Consider the following 17,395-nt stretch of genomic DNA (forward strand, 5'->3'; position numbering starts at 1 on the left):
GTTTCGGCACCTCCCCCTCTAGAATCCCCACCCACCAATGGCCAAGGAGCGCAACGATCTCGTCGACCGCCTGCTGTACGTGCTACTGCGCGCGGTCGCTGCGGCGCTCTACTGCTTCCCGGTGAACGCGAACCTGCGGTCCGCAAAGTTGCTCGGTTCGGCGTTGTATCGGTTGGACCGCAAGCACCGCGAACGGGCGCTTACCAATCTGAAGCGCAGCATGCCGGAACTGTCACCGCGGCAGCGCGAGGCGATGGCCGAGCGGTCGATGCAGGAAGTGTTCATGCTGTTCGTCGAGGTGCTGTTCACCACCCGGCTGATCCGCATCGACACCTGGCCGCGCTACATCACGCTGCACAATTTTGAGCCCGCGCTCGATTTGCTGCTGAAGCGCAAGCAGGGCCTGCTGCTGCTGACGGGCCACTACGGCAACTTTGAGATTCTTGGCTACCTGCTGGCCGTCCTAGGCTTTCCCACCGCCAGCGTCGCGCGACCGTTGGACAACAAATACATCAGCCGCTGGGTGTTCGGCGTGCGCGAGCGGCTCGGACAGCGCATCATCGTGAAAAAAGGGGCGACCGAGGACGTGGTCGACGAGATGGAGCGTCACGGGGCCGTCGGTTTCGTCGCCGACCAGAACGCCGGCGCCAAGGGTATCTTCGTCGACTTCTTCGGCCGAAAGGCCAGCACGTACAAGTCGATCGGCCTGGTCGCGATGCAGTACAACGTGCCGATCGTCATCGGTTACTCGCGCCGGGTAAATGAGAAGTTCCAGTTCGTCGTCGGCGTGCAGGACATCATCTACCCGGCCGACTGGGCCGACCAACCGGACCCGCTGCGCTACGTCACCCAGCGGTACACGAAGGCGATCGAAGACTTCATCCGCGTCGACCCCGGCCAATACTGGTGGGTCCACCGCCGTTGGAAAACGCGGCCGAAGGGGGAGATGCCGGAAGCGTTTGATTAGGTCCGGGATCAGATGCTTCCCGGGCTGGAGGCCCGGGTCACGTGATGCTTAGCATGGGGAGACGTCCTACCATAGTCGTACGGCATTCATCTTCATCCACCCGTACATCATGACGCTTCCAATCCTCAACGAGATCCTGAATCGCACGCGTGCAGGAGAAGCGCTCGCACTATGCGTGGTCGTCTCGACGCGCGGCAGCACACCACAGGGCGCCGGCGCGAAGATGCTCTGCCTGTTGAACGGCACCACCATCGGCACGCTGGGCGGCGGTTGCGTAGAGGCGGAGGTGCGCCGCAAGGCGATGGAGCTGCTGAACGGCGGGCAATCGCAGTTGCTGACCTTCCGGCTCGACTCCGACTACGGTTGGGACGACGGCCTGATCTGTGGCGGCACAATGGACATTCTCGTCCACCTCGTCCGCTCCCCCACCGATGCCGCCGTCTTCGCGCCGCTGGCCGATGCGCTGCAGCAGGGGCAGCCGGCGCAACTGGTCCTGCCATACGAGCGCAACGGCCAGGCGTCCAAGTACATCGAAGACCTCGGGCCGCCGCCTGTGCTCGTGATCGCCGGGGCGGGGCACGTCGGCCAAGCGCTGGCAACGCTGGCCTCGCAGGCGGGGTTCGACGTCGACGTGATCGACGACCGAACCGACTACGCCAACCGCGAGCGCTTCCCCACGGCTCGACAACTGATGTTGGGCGAGATCGAAACAAGTCTTCGCCAGTACCCCACTGACGCCGATACGTACATCGTCATCGTCACCCGCGGCCACCGCAACGATGGCAGGGCGCTGGAAGCCGTCGTTCGATCACCGGCGAAGTACGTCGGCCTGATCGGCTCGAAGAGCAAGATCAAGCTGATCTTCCGCGAAATGCTGGCCAACGGTGTGGCGCTCGACGACCTGCTTCGCGTCCACGCGCCGATCGGCCTGAACATCGGCTCTGTTACCGTCCCCGAAATCGCAATCAGCATCGCCGCCGAGTTGGTCGCGGTACGCCGCGGCGTGCAGGTGGCGGGGGCAATGCGAATGGCCCAGGCGGAACTACGGGTGTGGTTGAAGGGGTGAAGGCATGTCTCAGCCGCGCTGCATCTCGCCACGTAGCGAAAACTAGGTTCACCGCACTACCGCATATCGCCAGTTGTCATCCCGAAGGGAGCCTAAGGCGACCTGAGGGATCTCGACGCGCGGACGGTTCTCGGCCTTGGGAGATCCCTCAGGTCGCTTCCGCTCCCTTCGGGATGACAGTCGTTAGCATGAGGCACGCGACTGGCCCTGCCCCGCACGACCCTCAACCTTTCACCTTCTTTGAGCGCCCGCCCCTTGAACAATGGGGCACCGCATCTTAACATCCGCCGTACCTTCACATGTTGTTCCCGCCTGAAGGTTTGGCAATGGAGTGCCGCCGATGTCACAGAACACCCTGCAGCCGTGCGACGAGTCCACCGACCTGTTCGAACCCGCCAAGCCGCCGCGACGGTACGGTGAAACCGACCTGCACAAGACGCTGAAGAAGGAAGCCTGCCGGTGGCTGTACCGCATGGGCTACCGCTGCATTGCCGCCGAGGTGCGCCTGAAGCCGCTGGGCATCATCGACGCCGTCGGTACGGGCTGCTTTCGCCCGTACCACAACTACAACAATCAGCCGCGCGAGGTGCAGCAGGTCTGCTTCATCGAATGCAAAGCCAGCCGCAGCGACTTCCTGCGCGACATGAGCGACGACGGCCAGCTGAAGCTTTGCCTGATGGAACGCGACCGGAACCGTAAGGCCGAATCCAAACGCCGCAGCCGCAAGCCGCGCGTGTTACGGCAGACGGTCGGCCTGGGCAAGTTCGATTCCTGCCTCATGCAACCGATGGCGAACCTGCATTACGTGTTAGCACCGGTCGGTATGCTGCAGAAGAAAGACCTGCCCGCCCGCTGGGGCCTGCTGGGCTGCGGGCCGGGCGGCATCAACGTCGTCGTGCGGGCCGAGTGGCAGGAAGTCTCGCGGACCGAGTACGTCGAGTCCGCCATCGCCCGCACCCTCACCGGCGACATCTTCCGCGCCGACGACCGCGCCATCAGCTCCGTCAACCGCGCCCTGTTCGCCCAGCAGCAGACATTGGCCGAGCGCATCCGCAGCGTGCGCCCGCAGAGCATCCTGTCGCCCCTGCCGCATGGGCAGGTCGCGGTGGCGCGGCAATAAACATAACGGGCACCGCCGAAGCGAACCTCCCGCGGTGTAAAGGTTCCACCTCTTCTGTAGGACAGGCATTCCTGCCTGTCTCTCCCCCCGTCTGCTTCTCCCCCGTACTCGCGAGATCAAAATCCCAAGCCCCAATGCCAAACAAATGACCAATCACCGAATCCCAATCGGAAAGACTCCCTGCTCTGTGTTTGCCTCTGTGCTCTCTGTGTCCTCTGTGGTTCAACCGCTTCTTCGCGCCACCTATGCGTCTCCTTTGCGGCCTTCGCGTCCAGCCCTTCCGTGAATACGGGGGGAGAGGCGGACAGGGGGGAGACAGGCAGGAATGCCTGTCCTACAGAAGAGGAGTCTCGTGCGTTAATCACGCGATTTCGGTCTACTTCATCAACCCGCGCAACGTCTCCAGATTCACCGTGTCCCAGTCCCGGCCATCCTCATGCTTGGCTTTGGGCGTCTCCAGGATCTTCGGCACGTTCTTGAACGCCTTGTCGCGCACGAACGGCTCAAAGCCTTCCAACCCGATCTGACCATGACCGATGTGTTCATGGCGGTCCACCCGGCTGCCGAGTTCTCGCTTGGAATCATTCAAGTGCAATACGCGCACGCGCTCGACGCCAATCGACTTCTCCAGGTCCTTCCGAAACGCCTTGTACTTCGCTCCGCGGAAGTCGTAGCCGGCCGCGAACAGGTGGGCGGTGTCGAGGCAGACGCCAAGCTTCTCCGGGTGCTTCACGCCATCGAGGATGGTCGCCAAATGCTCGAGCGAGCACCCAAGGCAGCTGCCTTGGCCCGCAGTGATCTCCAGACAAGTGATGACGTTTGGCGCGTCGACTTCACCGAAGAGGATATTCAGCGCCGCCGCCACCCGCGCAAGGCCCGCCTCTTCACCACTGCCGACATGCGCGCCCGGGTGGGTGACGAGGAGCCCGATGCCAAGCTGTTCGCACCGCCGTAGTTCCTCACCGAACAAATCGATGCTCTTCCGCCAAAGCGTTTCGTCCGGCGACGCCAGGTTGATCAGATAACTATCGTGGCTGACCGTATGCTTGAACCCGGATTCCGACAAATGCGATTTCCATAGCGAGATCGCCTCGGCCTCCAGCGGTTTCACCTTCCACTGCTGTTGATTCTTCGTGAAGACTTGAACTGATTCCATGCCAAGCCGCTGGGCTTCCAGGATGGCCTTGTGCATGCCGCCGGCGATGGAGAGGTGGGAACCGAACATGCCGCGGGAGTCTACCTGTCGCCCAGGCGTTTGTCGCATCGGTGCCACGGTCAGCCGCCCGCCTACGGCTGTTGCTTTCCGCCTCCGGTTTCGTAACGTGGCCGACGTGATCGTCACGCACACCATCGCCGAATGCCGCGCGGCCCGCGCCCAGTTGGGGCGCGTCGCGTTCGTGCCCACCATGGGCGCGCTGCACGCCGGCCACATGTCGCTCGTGGAGACCGGCCGCCAGCACGCGCCGCACGTCGCCGTCAGCATCTTCGTCAACCCCACCCAGTTCGGCCCGCGCGAGGATTTCACCAAGTACCCGCGCCCCGTCTTCGAAGACCTGCAGAAGCTGGAAGAGGCCAACGTCGACCTCGTCTTCAACCCCGCGCCCGAGGAGATGTATCGCCCCGGCGTGCCAGACGTGCCAATCGACGTGCCGCAGCTCACCACCATGCTGGAGGGCAAGCACCGCCCGGGGCACTTCAAGGGCGTTTGCCAGGTGGTCGCCAAGCTGTTCAACATCGTGAAGCCCGACGTTGCGCTCTTCGGCCGCAAGGATTTTCAGCAGCTGCGCGTGTTGCAGGCGATGGTGGATGGGCTCGACTTTCCGATCGACGTCATCGGCTGCACCACGCTGCGTGATGCGGACGGCCTCGCCATGAGCAGCCGCAACCAGTACCTGTCGCCTGTCGACCGCGAGCGCGCCCTCTCCATCAGCCGCGCGTTGCGATTAGCCGAGGCGGAGTTCACCAACGGCGCTCGGCAACCCCAGCGGTTGCTGTCGCTGATGAAGCGCACGCTGCTCGAGAAGCATTTGCAGATCGACTACGTCGCCTGCGTCGATGCCGTCACGCTGAAGGATCTGCTCGAAAACATCAGCGCCCCCACCGTCATTGCCATCGCCGCCCGCGTGGGCAACACGCGGCTTATTGATAATGTGACGCTGACCCCCTAGCGTTCACCAACCTCTATGCTGCAGGAACTCTTCCGCATCCCCGGTCTCGACCTCCCGATCTTCAGCTATGGCCTGCTGATGGTCATCGGCTTCCTCTGCGCCACGCAACTGGCCAAGTTCCTCGCGCGCCGAACGGGGTTCAACGGTGAACTGTTCGTGAACGCGGGACTTATCGCGCTGCTCACCGGCGTGGTCGGGGCGCGCCTGTCGCACGTGCTGGAAAACCTGCCCACCTATACCGATGCCAGCCGATCGGTCTGGGCCAACTTCACCGATGCCATCAACATTCGCAGCGGAGGGCTGACTTACTACGGTGGCGTCCTGCTGGGGGTGCCCTGCACGATCGCCTATGGGCTGTGGAAGAAGCTGCCGATCCGCCACGGCATGGACATCATGGCGCCCGCCCTCATGATCGGCCTGGCCTTCGGCCGCATCGGTTGCTTCATGAATGGCTGTTGCTACGGCGCACAGTGCGAGTTGCCCTGGGCCGTCCACTTCCCCTATCACAGCAACGCGTACGTCGATCAGTTTAAAACCGACCAGCTGGCAGTGCCGTCGGAACTGCTCATCACCACGCCAAACGGCCCCATGCTGTCCCCGCCCGAGCGCGTGCAACGCGACCCACTCTTGCGCGAGCTGGCCCGGCAGCAGGTCGCAAACCCGGTTCACCCCGCGCAGCTCTACAGCGCCTTCACCGCGTTCCTGCTGGCGGGCGCACTGCTGGCGCTCTTCACCTTGCCACACGCGCAGGGCAGCATCTTTATGCTGATGCTGATCCTCGAAGGATCTTCGCGTTTTGTGTTGGAACTGCTGCGCGCCGAACCGGCCATCGCCGACACCACGTTTGGCGGCTTCAGCTTCAGCATGATCATCAGCCTTGGCCTGGTGATCGCCGGCATCATCGGCTGGCTCGCCTTCCGTAGAATGCCCCCACGTCAGGACGTCCTCACCTACTCGGCCCCCGCCACTGAAACCAACCACGCCCGCGCCCTTGCGCCACGCGCTTGATCCGAAGAAGAGTTGGGGGGCGCCCCCTGGCCGCCGCTAGCGATTGGCTTGACTCACTTCCTGCCCGCGTTATCGTGCCGGAACCAGCGCCGCTCGATCCCATTTCGATTATGACCACGCTCATCAAAAACGGTCGCATCGTCACCGCGGTTGACGACTACCTCGCCGACGTCTTCATCGACGGCGAGATCATCACCACTATCGGCCGCAACCTCGCCGTGCGGGCCGACAAGGTCATCGACGCCGCTGGCCTGCTCGTTATCCCCGGCGGCATCGATCCGCACGTTCACATGGAACTGCCCTTCGGCGGCACCGTCTCCTCCGACGATTTCACCACCGGCACCATCGCCGCGGCCTTCGGTGGCACCACGACGATCATCGACTTCGCGATTCAGTACAAAGGCAAGACGTTCCAGCAGACGATCGACGACTGGCACGCCAAGGCCGCCGGCCGGTGCGCCATCGATTACGGCTATCACCTGGCCGTCACCGAATATCGCCCCGATCAGGAGAAGGAGTTCGCCAAAGTCGTCGACCAAGGCATTCCGACGTTCAAGCTCTTCCTCGCCTATCCCGGCGTGTTCATGGTCGACGACGCCACCATGTTCCGCGTGATGCGCTCTGCCGGCGCCGCCGGTGGCCTTACGCTCGTTCATGCGGAGAACGGCGACGCCATCCACCTGAAGATCGCCGAGTTGCTGGCCGCCGGGAAGACCGAACCGAAGTATCACGCCCAGTCCCGCCCGCCCGTCATGCAGGCCGACGGCACCGCTCGCGCCCTCCGCGTCGCGGAATTCGCCAACGCCCCCGTCTTCATCGTCCACGTGAGTTGCGAAGCCAGCATGCGCGAGATCGTCCGCGCCCGCGACCGTGGCCTGCCCGCATACGGCGAGACCTGCACGCAATACCTCTTCTTAGATGATTCCTATTACGACCGCCCCAACTTCGAAGGCGCCAAGTACGTCTTCACGCCGCCCCTCGTCGGCAAGGAAAACATCGAACCCCTCTGGACCGCCCTAAAGCTCGGCTACCTTCAAGAAGTCTCCACCGACCACTGCCCCTTCCACTTCAAAACCCAAAAATCCCTCGGCCGCGACACCTTCACCAAGATCCCCAACGGCGGCCCCGGCGTCGAAGACCGCCTCGCCATGGTCTACCACGGCTCGGTCGTCCAGCGCGGCTTCTCGCTCAACAAGTTCGTCGACCTTACCAGCACCGCCAGCGCCAAGATGTTCGGCATGTTCCCCAAGAAGGGCACGATCGCCGTCGGCTCTGATGCCGACATCGTCCTCTTCGATCCCCACAAGCAACAGACCCGCAGCGCCGCCACCCACCACACCAACTGCGACTACAATCTGTTCGAAGGCATGACGATCCAAGGCGTCGTCGAAACGGTTCTATCCCGCGGCAAGACGATCATCGAGAACGGCCACTACACCGGCAGCAAGACCGACGGCCAATTCCTGAAGCGCGGCGCCTGCGCGCAGGCCTAGCGCGACTCACTCTACGAGTACCACGCGTTGCGCGCCGCCCCGTTCAATCGCCCAGTTTCACAGCCGTCGATCCGGCTGGCTGCAAAGGTTGTCGGAACCGGCTTGACCTTCCCCTGCCAAGCCTTACGTTGAGGGCCAATGCTGAAGCGGACAAAACTATCGTTGGGGGTGTTCGGGCTGGCCCTATTCCTGGCCGCGCCATTGCAGGCGGCCATCATGACGCTGACCTTCACCGGCCAGGTCACCGAAGGGAACAACCTCTACTCCGGGATCTCGGTCGGCACACCCTACACCGTCACCGCCGTCTACGACGACACCGCCGCGCCTGCCGCGATCGCGCCGGACATGGGCATGGGCTACTTCCAGCTCTCGTCGCTTCGCCTGCAGATCGCCTCGTTCGACGTGATTTCCACCGGCAGCGAGGTGCACCTGCTGGAGCGCAACGGCGATCGTGCCGCCTTCACCACGGGCAGCCGGCTGTTCAACTACAGCGTGGTCCTGTTCGACCCGACCGGCGAGATGTTCGACATCACCACGATCAACTCGCTCGCCTCGCTCGACGCCACCAAGACCGACCGCTTCCACCCCACGACGGCCTTCTTCATCGAAGGCTACAACGGCTACATCTACGGCAACCTGACCAACCTCACCGTCTCCGCCGTCCCCGAACCCACCATCGCCACCTCCCTCGCCCTGCTCGCCGGCGCCACGCTGCTTCGCCGCCGGTCGCGCTAGTCGGGTAGGGTGTGCGACCGTGCACGGTTGGTCCGCGTCATCATCTCACGCGAACCACCAAACGAGGAAACCGATCAGCGGCAGCGCTACGGTCTCCGGGAATTCTTTGAAGGTCATTTTAATATTCGAGAAGCCTTCCCGAATATCTTTGAGACCCTCTTTGATATTGCGGAAGCCCTCCCGAAATTCTTTCACGCCCTCTTTAATATCTTTGAAGCCTTCCCGAATATCTTTTAGACCTTCCAGGAATTCCGAGAAGCTCTCCCGAAATTCTTTGCAGCCTTCCTTTAATTCTTTTAGACCTTCATTAAATTCTTTACGAGGGTGATTCCTGCGACGCCCTCCCGCATCGTTCGACACCGCCCCATCATTGGTAACACCCCGCCCCCGTGCAGGTCCGCCAACTCAAGCCTCAGTTCGTAGGGTCCGCTGGTACTCCTGCGGACCGATTCATTCCCCCGACGGGAATGGTCCGCAGGAGTACCAGCGGACCCTACGAGACTGCTCGCCGTGCCTACACGAGATGGCCGTGGTTGGCCGAGAATCTGCGTCAGAATGCTTAATGCCCACGTCCTGGGCGCCACGGGTCGCAGCACGCCGAGACCCGTGCTTTGCCACGCAGAAGACACAGATCTGCGCGTAAGCCGACCTGTGGCACCCGGCCCGACGCCGCTTTCACCCACCCCACCGCCCACGCGGCCGCAAGTCCCGCGGACCACGACCCGATGCCCGTGGACCACGACCCAATGCCCGCGGGCATCAGGTCGATTATCGCGGGGTTTGCCCAAAATTCCGGGAGATGCAGCACCGCCGTTGCCGGGTGCCATGGCCACGCCTACGTTTCGCGTCAGTCAGACGAGGCCGTCCGGGCGTGGCCATGCCTGAGGTCAGCAGGAAAGAACATGGCCACGCGGGACCTTAACCCGACGCTCCTGCGACCCCCCACTGCGTGGCCATGCCACCCGCCGCCCATTCGCCCTCACCCCCACCGACCGCCCCGCCGCGCCGATCATCATGCCGCCCCCGCGCCGCCCGCACGATAGCATCCTGTCCAACTTAGCCCGCCCCCGCCCGTAACCCCCCGCTTGACCACCAATTACCGCGTGCGCCTAATAGTCGACGGCGGCACGATGATCGGCGCGCGCCGGTCAGATCAATCACTAGTTATCCGGCACCATGCTGACCGCATTGCACCAACTCGCGTTCCGGCTGTTCCCGGGCGGGTCTGAGATCACGCCTGACCAGATCCGTGTGCGCCAGCGCAGCGGATGGGTGACGATCCCGAAGGACCAAATACACGCGGTGAAAGCGCGGAACGTGAGCCACGTGATTGTCCGCCTGTTCAACGGACAGCGGCTGGTCCTAAACTTCTTTCGGTTCCCCGTTGACGAGTTCCTGCAGCTCTTGAGGGCGCTTCGCGATTCTCAACGAGCGAATGAAGTCGCACGGTCGGCGGAGGGTCGATAAAGGGGTCGGGGTCGATAAAGGGGTCGGGAGTCTTTGATTGTCGACAACAATGACTCCCGACCCCTTTAATCCTCGCTGGAGTTAAAGCTTCCGGTTGTTCAATTCGAACCGCAATTTGTGAGCGGCGTTAACGACATGGAGAAAGCGATGATAGTCGGCTCCGCGGATTTCGACCTCAAAATTGCCGTTTGTGCATGCATCGTGAAGGTCGGCCATCAACTGAATATATTCGGGTGACTTCTTCGCTGCGTATTTCGCCGAATACATTGACAACGCGCCGTTTAGATTTTGCGAGGTACTCTTGACCTTCTGAGCCAGCTTCTTCGCTTCAATACGATTTTCCGCAACGCCAGTCACGCCCTTCGAACAGTCGATTGACCAGTATTCCAGCGTCTCGTCAACAAGCCTGTGAATTTGGTCGGTCAGGTATTGGATCAGCGAAGCCTCGTTTGACTTTCTCACCCAGTATCGCTGGACAAGGATCCCGCCCAAAACTACGCCAGTGACCACCGGTGCCACATGCCATGCGAACGCCTCGATACTATTCAGCAGCCACCAGACGATCGACCAGCCCATACGGTCCTGCCTTCAATTCACTTTTCCCGTTTGGCACGCCGGATATAGCGCCAGATAAGTTCACGATGCATTTCAAAAGCCGTATCATCCAATACGATCTGGAGTTTCTTCTCGAGCTCGCTGGCGGTGAAGTACCCTTTGCGCACTAGGCCGCCAAATGCTTCTTCGAGAAATGATGAACCGTAGCCTTCGACTTCGTCTATTTTGACTCTTACGAGCTTGTAGTCCTGAATCGCGGGCCGCAACATGTCTTCACGGAATGCCTCTCCGCTGAAATCGTTATCTTCTCGGTAGCGACCGAGCGGGGTCTCTGAGAAATCCTTAGCAATGTTAATCGTCGTCATGTGATGGCAGCCTGACGGACCACTCGATCAATGTTCCATTGATGGACGTTGTGTGGTCACGAAAGACCCTCTCGTCTTTATGGCCTTTTCGATGGACCATCTGGTATACGCCGCGGTTGCTGTAGATTGACAGCCTACCCTCGTCGTATGCCCGAGCAAACAGTTCAAGTTCGACCAACCCTTTTCCACGCTCCGGACGGCCGGTGGAACTCTTCCCGTACCGCATGGCGGTCTTAATCTTGTACGAATCGGTCCAACCCAGCACGCGGTCACGGAATTGCGAGAAAAATCCCTTTCGCACCAGCGTGGCTGGGATACCGACGCCTTGGTCGAACGCAATAACTGTGAGTTGATTTGTGTTTTTAGAGTACGCTGCCGATAGCCACCACCGTTTTCTTGCCCGCACCTGACCTAGGGTGGGATACGCATGATCCGTTACGTTTGCGATGGCTTCGGACACGCCCGTAAACAGCGAGTGCTTCTCTATCTCTCGCCCAACAAGCGACTCGATTTGAATCCTTAGTTGTTTCGCGATCTTACCCTTGTCGCGCTCCTCTGAGAGCCCCGCGATGAACTTCAGGAAGACATTGCTCCCTGGTGCCTCGGGCGGAAGAGGTCGCTCTAGGTCTAACAACTCAAAGTACCCCATTTCGCACAACAACCGCTTTACGTCCTCATGCCACCTGTCCGGCTGTGCTCGTAATCTAAATCCGGTCGTCCGATTCCATTCATCGACCTCGCTCGCCAGTACGAGTGCCGCCGCCGGTGAAACGTGCGTGAGCTGATCAAAGTGGAGATACCGTATCTTTAACTTGGTGCGTGATGCGCGTCGAATAGGGAGCAATGCACTAGTTGACTCCTCGTAATTATCTTCGAAATCGAGTCGTGTCGGCAACTTTACGAATACCGCCTCGTTGGGTGCTTGCGCGATCAGCTTTCGGTTGAACCTATTTACCGCGCCGTAGCGAGCGGCAACAGTTGGATAAGAATAAGTTCGCTCTCTAGGGCGAAGGAAATCACGGCGCGCTTTACGCAACTGCCACTGCTTACGATGGTGGCGCCGTGCTCGATTGCCGGCTGATCTTCCCGCTTTTCTCTGACTCATGCGTCCCAAGATCGGAGAATTCCCCTGCCCCTCAGATTTGCCCCCGCGTGAATGCTTCTTGATGGTTGCGATCCTAATCAGCCTCTACCTGTGGTGCAAGTTTTGTAGGGTCCGCTGGTATGCCGGCGGACCATTCTCTTGGCAGACCACGGAAACGAAAAAGGTGACGTCCGTCATTACTCACGTTAGCAGCGCAGGTTCCTTCTCCCCTATTCCCAACCCTTCAATCTCCCCCAGCGTCTTCCCGGCAATTCCCTGCAGTTCGCCGTACATGCCGACGGTGGCTTCCATGACGCGGGTGATTTGTTCCTCGCGTTTGGACCACTGCTTGAGGATGACCTTTTTCTCCTTCGTGAGGTCGTCGCTCATGGCAGAAAAAGCCTCGACGATGGCCTGGACGCGGAGGCGGAACTTGGGGCCGGTGAGGTAGTGGTAGATCATCTCCATCTTGGTCTGCTGGCCCTCGCCGGCCTGGCGGGCGCAGTGGACCTCGATGAGCATGTGGCTGACGTCGTCCCCCGCCAACGGTTCAGATGGGACCGGTTGAATATAGCCGGGCGATTCGGTGGGGCAAGGGATTATCTTTTCGAGGAACCGCGTGCGTCGCCCGTGGACGGCCGACACGGGTTCGAGGGCGAACCGGCACCGCCCGTGGCGGACGTGACGCGGTGAATCTTGCCAAGGGCGACGCGTTTGTGGATGATCGTTCGTAACCACCGCCCCCGTTGTTTCCATTCAGATGATGTCCAGCAACACAACGCACGCTAGCCCGTCGCAGGCCGTCGCCGCCGACTTTGTCGAGTTGGGGGAGGACGTGTCGGGGTCGCCGTTGTGGAACAAGGATCTGGCCCCCACCACCCTTGCGCAGCGGACGTGGAGCACGTGGAACATCGCGGCGTTGTGGATCGGGATGAGCGTGGTCATCTCCACGTACACCATTGCCGGCGGGATGATCGCCGACGGCATGACGTGGTGGCAGGCGATGGGGACCGTGCTGCTGGGGAACGCGCTGGTGCTGATTCCCATGTGCCTCAACGCGCACGCGGGCACGAAGTATGGGCTGAGCTTTCCGGTGTTGCTCCGCAGCAGCTTCGGCACCGTGGGGGCCAACGTGCCGGCGATTATGCGGGCGATCGTGGCGTGCGGGTGGTTTGGGATTCAGACGTGGATCGGCGGGATGGCGATCGACGGTTGCCTGAGGGCGCTGTCGCCCGGGTGGGCGAGCCAGCCGGGGCACTTGTGGATCGCGTTCTTCGCGTTCTGGGCGATTCAGGTTTACTTCGTGGTGCGCGGGCTGGAGGGGATCAAGCGGCTGCAGAGCTTTTCGGCGCCGCTGCTGTTGTTGGGCGGCATCGCGCTGCTGTGGTGGGCGACGAGGGAGGCGGGCGGCATGGGCCGCGTGCTGAGCGAGAGCGACAGGCTGCACGTAAACGCCAAGCCGTTCTGGTCGATCTTTCCGGCCTACCTCACCGCAAGCGTGAGCTACTGGGCGACGCTGAGTTTGAACATCCCGGACTTCACGCGGTTCGCCAAGAGCCAGCGCAGCCAGATGGTCGGGCAGGCGCTGGGGCTGCCGTTGACGATGGCGGGGCTGGCGTTCATTGGCGTGGCGGTGACGAGCGCGACGATGATCATCTATGGCCGCGCGATCGCCGACCCGGTGGAGCTGTTGGGCGAGTTCAAGAGCTTGCCGGTGATCCTGTTCGCCACGGTGATCATCTTCCTGGCGCAGCTGAGCACGAACATGGCGGCCAACGTGGTGTCGCCGAGCAACGACTTTTCAAACCTGAACCCGCGGGTGATCTCGTACGTGACGGGCGGGTTGATTACGGCGGTGATCGGGGTGCTGATGATGCCGTGGAAGCTGTATGGCTCGCTGGGGGCGTACATCTTCACCTGGCTTGTGGGATACGGCGTGCTGATGGGGGCCATCGGCGGGATCATGATCTGCGACTACTGGATCATTCGAAAGCGCAAGCTCGACCTGGCGGAACTCTTCAACCCGCGCGGGCAATACAGCTATGGCGGCGGCGGGATCAACTGGCGCGCCATGGCGGCGCTGGCGATCGCGATCTCGCCGTGCGTGCCGGGCTTCATTCGCGCCGCCACCACGCCGGGCGGCAACGTGGCGGACGCGAACTTCTTCGATCGGCTGTATCATTACGCGTACTTCGTGACGTTCGGGCTCGGCATGCTCGTCTACGGTGTGCTGATGTGGGGCCAACGGCGAGGAACGCAGGAGAGTTAACCACGAAGACACGAAGGTATGGAAGCCGTATGGAGATTGCAGCTTCGTCATCCTGAGGTACTCCGAAGGATCTCTTTCGTCCTGAGGCGAGTACGGGGGGAGATCCTTCGGAGTACCTCAGGATGACGGGACTTGGCGTTTCGCACTTACGTGAAGACGCGGGACTGACGGAAATCGCTTCGCGCCTTCGTGCCTTCGTGGTTCGATTTGTTTTTCAGGACGTACGATATGCCCACACTCGAAACGACCGTCGATGGCATCAAGCTGCCCAACCCGTTCCTGATCGGTTCCGGCCCGCCTGGCACGAACGCGAACGTGGTGGGCAAGGCGCTGGAGGAGGGCTGGGGCGGGGTGATCATCAAGACGATCAGCCTGGACGCGTCGAAGGTGGTCAACGTCGCGCCGCGCTATGCGCGGCTGCGCACGGGGACGAAGGAAGTCATCGGCTGGCAGAACATCGAACTGATCAGCGACCGGCCGTTCGAGACCTGGATCGACGAGCTGAAGCTGCTGAAGGACAAGTACCCGGACGGCGTGGTGATCGCGTCGATCATGGAGGAGTATCACAAGGACCGCTGGATCGAAATCGTCGAGCGTGTGCAGGCGACCGGCGTGGCGGGGTTTGAGTTGAACTTTTCGTGCCCGCACGGCCTGCCCGAGCGCAAGATGGGGGCGGCCATGGGGCAGGACTGCAACATCATGGGCGAGGTGTGCGGCTGGGTGATGGAAGCGGCGAAGGTGCCCGTGTGGGCGAAGCTGACGCCGAACGTTACCAGCATCGCGCAGGGTGCGGAGGCGGCGCTGGCGGCGGGTTGCCAGGGTGTGGCGGCGATCAACACGATCCTGAGCGTGATGAGCGTCGACCTCGAGACGCTGCGCCCGGAGCCGACCGTGGAGGGCTACACCGTGCCGGGCGGTTACTCGTGCATCGCCATGCGGCCGATCGCGCTGCGCATGGTGAAGGAATGCGCCGAGGTGATCAGGGACAAGTTCCCCGGGCGCAGCCTGAGCGCCATTGGCGGGATTGAGACAGGTAAGGACGCGGCCCAGTTCATCCTTTTGGGTGGCGATACGGCCCAGGTCTGCACCGGTGTGATGAAGCACGGCTACGGCATGGTGCGGGCGATGAAGGACGATCTGCTGGCGTTCATGGCCAAGCACAACTTCGAGACGATCTCCGACTTCAAGGGGCACAGCCTGCAGTACTTCACCACGCACGCGGATCTGGTGAAGCGCCAGGCCGAGGCCAAGGCCGCCGCGGCCGCCAAGGTGAAGGGCATGGTCGTGAAGGACGCGGAATGGCAAGGGGACCAGTTCGTGAAGCAGAGCGACGCGCTGGCGCGGAATTAGCAGGCGTGGTGTTGCTACTCGTTCATATCGTTTAGCCGCGGGCTTGCCCGCGATGGGTATTTCGTTAGGTGTGTCCAGAAAAAGTTCATCGCGGGCAAGCCCGCGGCTAAACAAAAATTGAAGGGATTGTGCGCGCCCGGATTGACTGCAGACCTGATTACATTGACAGGAAATTAATCTCCCCGCCGCAGCAGCTGAATCTGTTCGGGGGTGAGGATCGCGCGAACGGATTCGACGTTGGCCGCGAGAGCAGTTTTGGTGGGCTCGAGGTTCTTCTGTTCCAGATTGCTTAGCACTTCCAGCAGTTTGGCCTTCGGTTCCTCTCGTTGCTCGGGCGGGGCTTTCTCGAACGCTTCGAAGGCGGCGCGGAGGGCGGCCTCGTCCTCGGGCGACATGGCCATGCCGCGCTGCGGGCGCACTTTGCGAAGCGACTCGATCTGCTCCGGCGTCAGCTTGAGACGCTTGGCCTGTTCTTCCCGACCGACGGCCGCGGTGGCCCGGAGGACGCTCAGCTGATCCGCGGGCATGAGTTGCGAGCGGTAGAAGACGACGAGGCTGTACGGATTGTTGTCGCGCCGGCGGGCGGCCATCTGAAGGGTGCCGGTGCGGGCCATGAAACCGTTGTTCGTCTGACGAACATCATTGTTCCACTCCGGGCGCGGTTGCGGTTGCTGGCGGTTCTGCTGGCCACCAGGCCTTCGCGGGGCCGGTTCGCTCAATGCGACGGTGACCACTTTGGGCGGCGCCGTGAAGTACCACCACACCAGTGCCCCGCCGCCTCCGACGCTGAGCAGCACAACCAGCGCGACAAGCCACGTGGGAAGGTCGCCAGTGTTGCGGCGCGCATTGGCGTTGTCGCCGTGCTGATAGTTGGTGTCGCTCATTGTTCGTTAAAAGGCCCAGGGATTGAACGCCTGATCTTCCGCTTTCGACTTCACCAGTTCGACGTGGCCATCGAAAAAGAGGTAGTTCGACCCCTTGCCCCGGCCGTGCCGCTCCTGCTCGACGACGCGCTCGAATTCGGTCTTTGTCGGGTCCAGCGTGCTGGACCCAGCATCGTAGATGCCGATCTCCATGTAGTAGTCGGCCGCGACCGTGGTCTTCTCACCGGCGACGATCAGCTCGGTCGGGCCCTTCGAGCCTGCCTTGCCGCCGAAGCGCAGCAACTTCTCCTGGTTCTGCACCAGCAGTTTGTTGACGATGTATGAATGGGCGCCGCGCGGTTCAAGGTCGGCTTGGCAGACCATTACTGAAGGCGTCCAAGGCTTGATGTCCGAATCGATGTAGTCGCCGTCCGCCAACTGGGGCGCGTAGGTCGGCGTGGGATCGAGCGGCGGGTGCGAGAACTTGAACACGTGCATCGGCCAACGCTCGTGGGGTTGAACGTTCGAACCGAGCGACTTGTACTCGGTGCCGGTCCATTCCCCCACCGGGAAGATCCACCCACGGTACTGGTCGCCGTACATGATCAGGTTCATGCCCAGCTGCCGCAGGTTCGAGGCGCACGCGACGGCGTTGGCAGTCTGCTTGGCGCGGGTGAGCGCGGGCAGCAGCATCGAGATCAGCAGCGCGATGATCCCGATGACCACGAGCAGTTCAACGAGCGAGAAGCCCTTACGGCGAGCAATCTTGCGATTCATATACGTCATCCTTTAGAAGCCGCCAACCCTTGGTGGCTCCGTCAATTCATACAGCCGTCCGGCACCACCGTTGCAAGGAAACCGCGGCCACCGGTGCGATCGTTCCGC

At 61.8% G+C, this 17,395-nt stretch carries 17 protein-coding genes; 9 read left to right on the top strand and 8 right to left on the bottom strand.

Annotated features, from left to right (window positions below; translation table 11 throughout):
- Positions 1 to 37: 37 nt before the first annotated feature.
- From VGN72_20925 to VGN72_20935, 3 genes are all read left to right on the top strand, one after another.
- Positions 38 to 967, top strand: coding sequence for a hypothetical protein (locus VGN72_20925; protein HEV7301812.1), 930 nt, complete (start codon positions 38 to 40; stop codon positions 965 to 967).
- A 109-nt stretch (positions 968 to 1,076) separates the two neighbouring features.
- Positions 1,077 to 2,033 (top strand): XdhC/CoxI family protein, encoded by a 957-nt coding sequence (locus VGN72_20930; protein HEV7301813.1) that lies wholly within the window; start codon positions 1,077 to 1,079, stop codon positions 2,031 to 2,033.
- A 340-nt stretch (positions 2,034 to 2,373) separates the two neighbouring features.
- Complete coding sequence (locus VGN72_20935) at positions 2,374 to 3,153, top strand: hypothetical protein (GenBank protein HEV7301814.1); 780 nt, start codon at positions 2,374 to 2,376, stop codon at positions 3,151 to 3,153.
- 376 nt (positions 3,154 to 3,529) lie between these two features.
- On the opposite strand, the gene VGN72_20940 is transcribed toward VGN72_20935, so the two are convergent.
- Positions 3,530 to 4,378: a deoxyribonuclease IV gene (locus VGN72_20940; GenBank protein HEV7301815.1), complete on the bottom strand. Its 849-nt coding sequence runs from the start codon at positions 4,376 to 4,378 to the stop codon at positions 3,530 to 3,532.
- A gap of 97 nt (positions 4,379 to 4,475) precedes the next feature.
- Between VGN72_20940 and panC the strand changes: the two genes are divergently transcribed.
- The 4 genes from panC (at position 4,476) to VGN72_20960 (ending at position 8,557) form a co-directional block, all read left to right on the top strand.
- The gene (panC, locus tag VGN72_20945; protein ID HEV7301816.1) at positions 4,476 to 5,321 is read left to right on the top strand and encodes a pantoate--beta-alanine ligase; all 846 of its coding nucleotides are present in this window, start codon (positions 4,476 to 4,478) and stop codon (positions 5,319 to 5,321) included.
- Positions 5,322 to 5,336: 15 nt separating this feature from the next.
- On the top strand, positions 5,337 to 6,329 hold the full coding sequence (locus tag VGN72_20950; GenBank protein HEV7301817.1) for a prolipoprotein diacylglyceryl transferase: 993 nt from the start codon (positions 5,337 to 5,339) through the stop codon (positions 6,327 to 6,329).
- 110 nt (positions 6,330 to 6,439) lie between these two features.
- Positions 6,440 to 7,822: a dihydropyrimidinase gene (gene hydA, locus VGN72_20955; protein HEV7301818.1), complete on the top strand. Its 1,383-nt coding sequence runs from the start codon at positions 6,440 to 6,442 to the stop codon at positions 7,820 to 7,822.
- 138 nt (positions 7,823 to 7,960) lie between these two features.
- Positions 7,961 to 8,557 (top strand): PEP-CTERM sorting domain-containing protein, encoded by a 597-nt coding sequence (locus tag VGN72_20960; protein HEV7301819.1) that lies wholly within the window; start codon positions 7,961 to 7,963, stop codon positions 8,555 to 8,557.
- 45 nt (positions 8,558 to 8,602) lie between these two features.
- On the opposite strand, the gene VGN72_20965 is transcribed toward VGN72_20960, so the two are convergent.
- The 5 genes from VGN72_20965 to VGN72_20985 form a co-directional block, all read right to left on the bottom strand.
- The gene (locus VGN72_20965; GenBank protein HEV7301820.1) at positions 8,603 to 8,917 is read right to left on the bottom strand and encodes a hypothetical protein; all 315 of its coding nucleotides are present in this window, start codon (positions 8,915 to 8,917) and stop codon (positions 8,603 to 8,605) included.
- 1,188 nt (positions 8,918 to 10,105) lie between these two features.
- Positions 10,106 to 10,600, bottom strand: a complete 495-nt coding sequence (locus tag VGN72_20970) for a hypothetical protein (protein ID HEV7301821.1) — start codon at positions 10,598 to 10,600, stop codon at positions 10,106 to 10,108.
- A 17-nt stretch (positions 10,601 to 10,617) separates the two neighbouring features.
- Positions 10,618 to 10,944, bottom strand: coding sequence for an STAS-like domain-containing protein (locus VGN72_20975; GenBank protein ID HEV7301822.1), 327 nt, complete (start codon positions 10,942 to 10,944; stop codon positions 10,618 to 10,620).
- Complete coding sequence (locus tag VGN72_20980) at positions 10,931 to 12,049, bottom strand: hypothetical protein (protein ID HEV7301823.1); 1,119 nt, start codon at positions 12,047 to 12,049, stop codon at positions 10,931 to 10,933. The genes VGN72_20975 and VGN72_20980 overlap by 14 nt, the downstream gene beginning before the upstream one ends.
- A 180-nt stretch (positions 12,050 to 12,229) precedes the next feature.
- Positions 12,230 to 12,550, bottom strand: coding sequence for a DUF2130 domain-containing protein (locus tag VGN72_20985; protein ID HEV7301824.1), 321 nt, complete (start codon positions 12,548 to 12,550; stop codon positions 12,230 to 12,232).
- A 241-nt stretch (positions 12,551 to 12,791) separates the two neighbouring features.
- Between VGN72_20985 and VGN72_20990 the strand changes: the two genes are divergently transcribed.
- Positions 12,792 to 14,297 carry an NCS1 family nucleobase:cation symporter-1 gene (locus VGN72_20990; GenBank protein HEV7301825.1) on the top strand — a complete coding sequence of 502 codons (1,506 nt, stop codon included), beginning with the start codon at positions 12,792 to 12,794 and terminating at the stop codon, positions 14,295 to 14,297.
- Positions 14,298 to 14,525: 228 nt separating this feature from the next.
- Complete coding sequence (gene preA, locus VGN72_20995) at positions 14,526 to 15,647, top strand: NAD-dependent dihydropyrimidine dehydrogenase subunit PreA (protein HEV7301826.1); 1,122 nt, start codon at positions 14,526 to 14,528, stop codon at positions 15,645 to 15,647.
- Positions 15,648 to 15,820: 173 nt separating this feature from the next.
- Here preA and VGN72_21000 read toward each other — a convergent pair whose 3' ends face one another.
- Both VGN72_21000 and VGN72_21005 read right to left on the bottom strand, forming a co-directional pair.
- Positions 15,821 to 16,531, bottom strand: coding sequence for a hypothetical protein (locus VGN72_21000; protein ID HEV7301827.1), 711 nt, complete (start codon positions 16,529 to 16,531; stop codon positions 15,821 to 15,823).
- Between the two features lie 6 nt (positions 16,532 to 16,537).
- A complete protein-coding gene (locus tag VGN72_21005) occupies positions 16,538 to 17,287 on the bottom strand; it encodes a prepilin-type N-terminal cleavage/methylation domain-containing protein (GenBank protein HEV7301828.1) in 750 nt (249 codons plus the stop codon).
- Positions 17,288 to 17,395: the final 108 nt, after the last annotated feature.

This window comes from Tepidisphaeraceae bacterium (genome assembly GCA_035998445.1).
Lineage (GTDB): Bacteria > Planctomycetota > Phycisphaerae > Tepidisphaerales > Tepidisphaeraceae > DASYHQ01.

Excerpts from the sequence above, each read along its gene's own strand:
- VGN72_20990 (HEV7301825.1), top strand. The coding sequence starts at position 12,792 with ATGTCCAGCAACACAACGCACGCTAGCCCGTCGCAGGCCGTCGCCGCC.
- VGN72_20940 (HEV7301815.1), bottom strand. The coding sequence starts at position 4,378 with ATGTTCGGTTCCCACCTCTCCATCGCCGGCGGCATGCACAAGGCCATC.
- VGN72_20930 (HEV7301813.1), top strand. The coding sequence starts at position 1,077 with ATGACGCTTCCAATCCTCAACGAGATCCTGAATCGCACGCGTGCAGGA.
- VGN72_20960 (HEV7301819.1), top strand. The coding sequence starts at position 7,961 with ATGCTGAAGCGGACAAAACTATCGTTGGGGGTGTTCGGGCTGGCCCTA.
- VGN72_20950 (HEV7301817.1), top strand. The coding sequence starts at position 5,337 with ATGCTGCAGGAACTCTTCCGCATCCCCGGTCTCGACCTCCCGATCTTC.
- VGN72_20980 (HEV7301823.1), bottom strand. The coding sequence starts at position 12,049 with ATGAGTCAGAGAAAAGCGGGAAGATCAGCCGGCAATCGAGCACGGCGC.
- hydA (HEV7301818.1), top strand. The coding sequence starts at position 6,440 with ATGACCACGCTCATCAAAAACGGTCGCATCGTCACCGCGGTTGACGAC.
- VGN72_20970 (HEV7301821.1), bottom strand. The coding sequence starts at position 10,600 with ATGGGCTGGTCGATCGTCTGGTGGCTGCTGAATAGTATCGAGGCGTTC.
- VGN72_21000 (HEV7301827.1), bottom strand. The coding sequence starts at position 16,531 with ATGAGCGACACCAACTATCAGCACGGCGACAACGCCAATGCGCGCCGC.
- VGN72_21005 (HEV7301828.1), bottom strand. The coding sequence starts at position 17,287 with ATGAATCGCAAGATTGCTCGCCGTAAGGGCTTCTCGCTCGTTGAACTG.
- VGN72_20985 (HEV7301824.1), bottom strand. The coding sequence starts at position 12,550 with ATGCTCATCGAGGTCCACTGCGCCCGCCAGGCCGGCGAGGGCCAGCAG.
- preA (HEV7301826.1), top strand. The coding sequence starts at position 14,526 with ATGCCCACACTCGAAACGACCGTCGATGGCATCAAGCTGCCCAACCCG.
- VGN72_20925 (HEV7301812.1), top strand. The coding sequence starts at position 38 with ATGGCCAAGGAGCGCAACGATCTCGTCGACCGCCTGCTGTACGTGCTA.
- VGN72_20975 (HEV7301822.1), bottom strand. The coding sequence starts at position 10,944 with ATGACGACGATTAACATTGCTAAGGATTTCTCAGAGACCCCGCTCGGT.
- VGN72_20935 (HEV7301814.1), top strand. The coding sequence starts at position 2,374 with ATGTCACAGAACACCCTGCAGCCGTGCGACGAGTCCACCGACCTGTTC.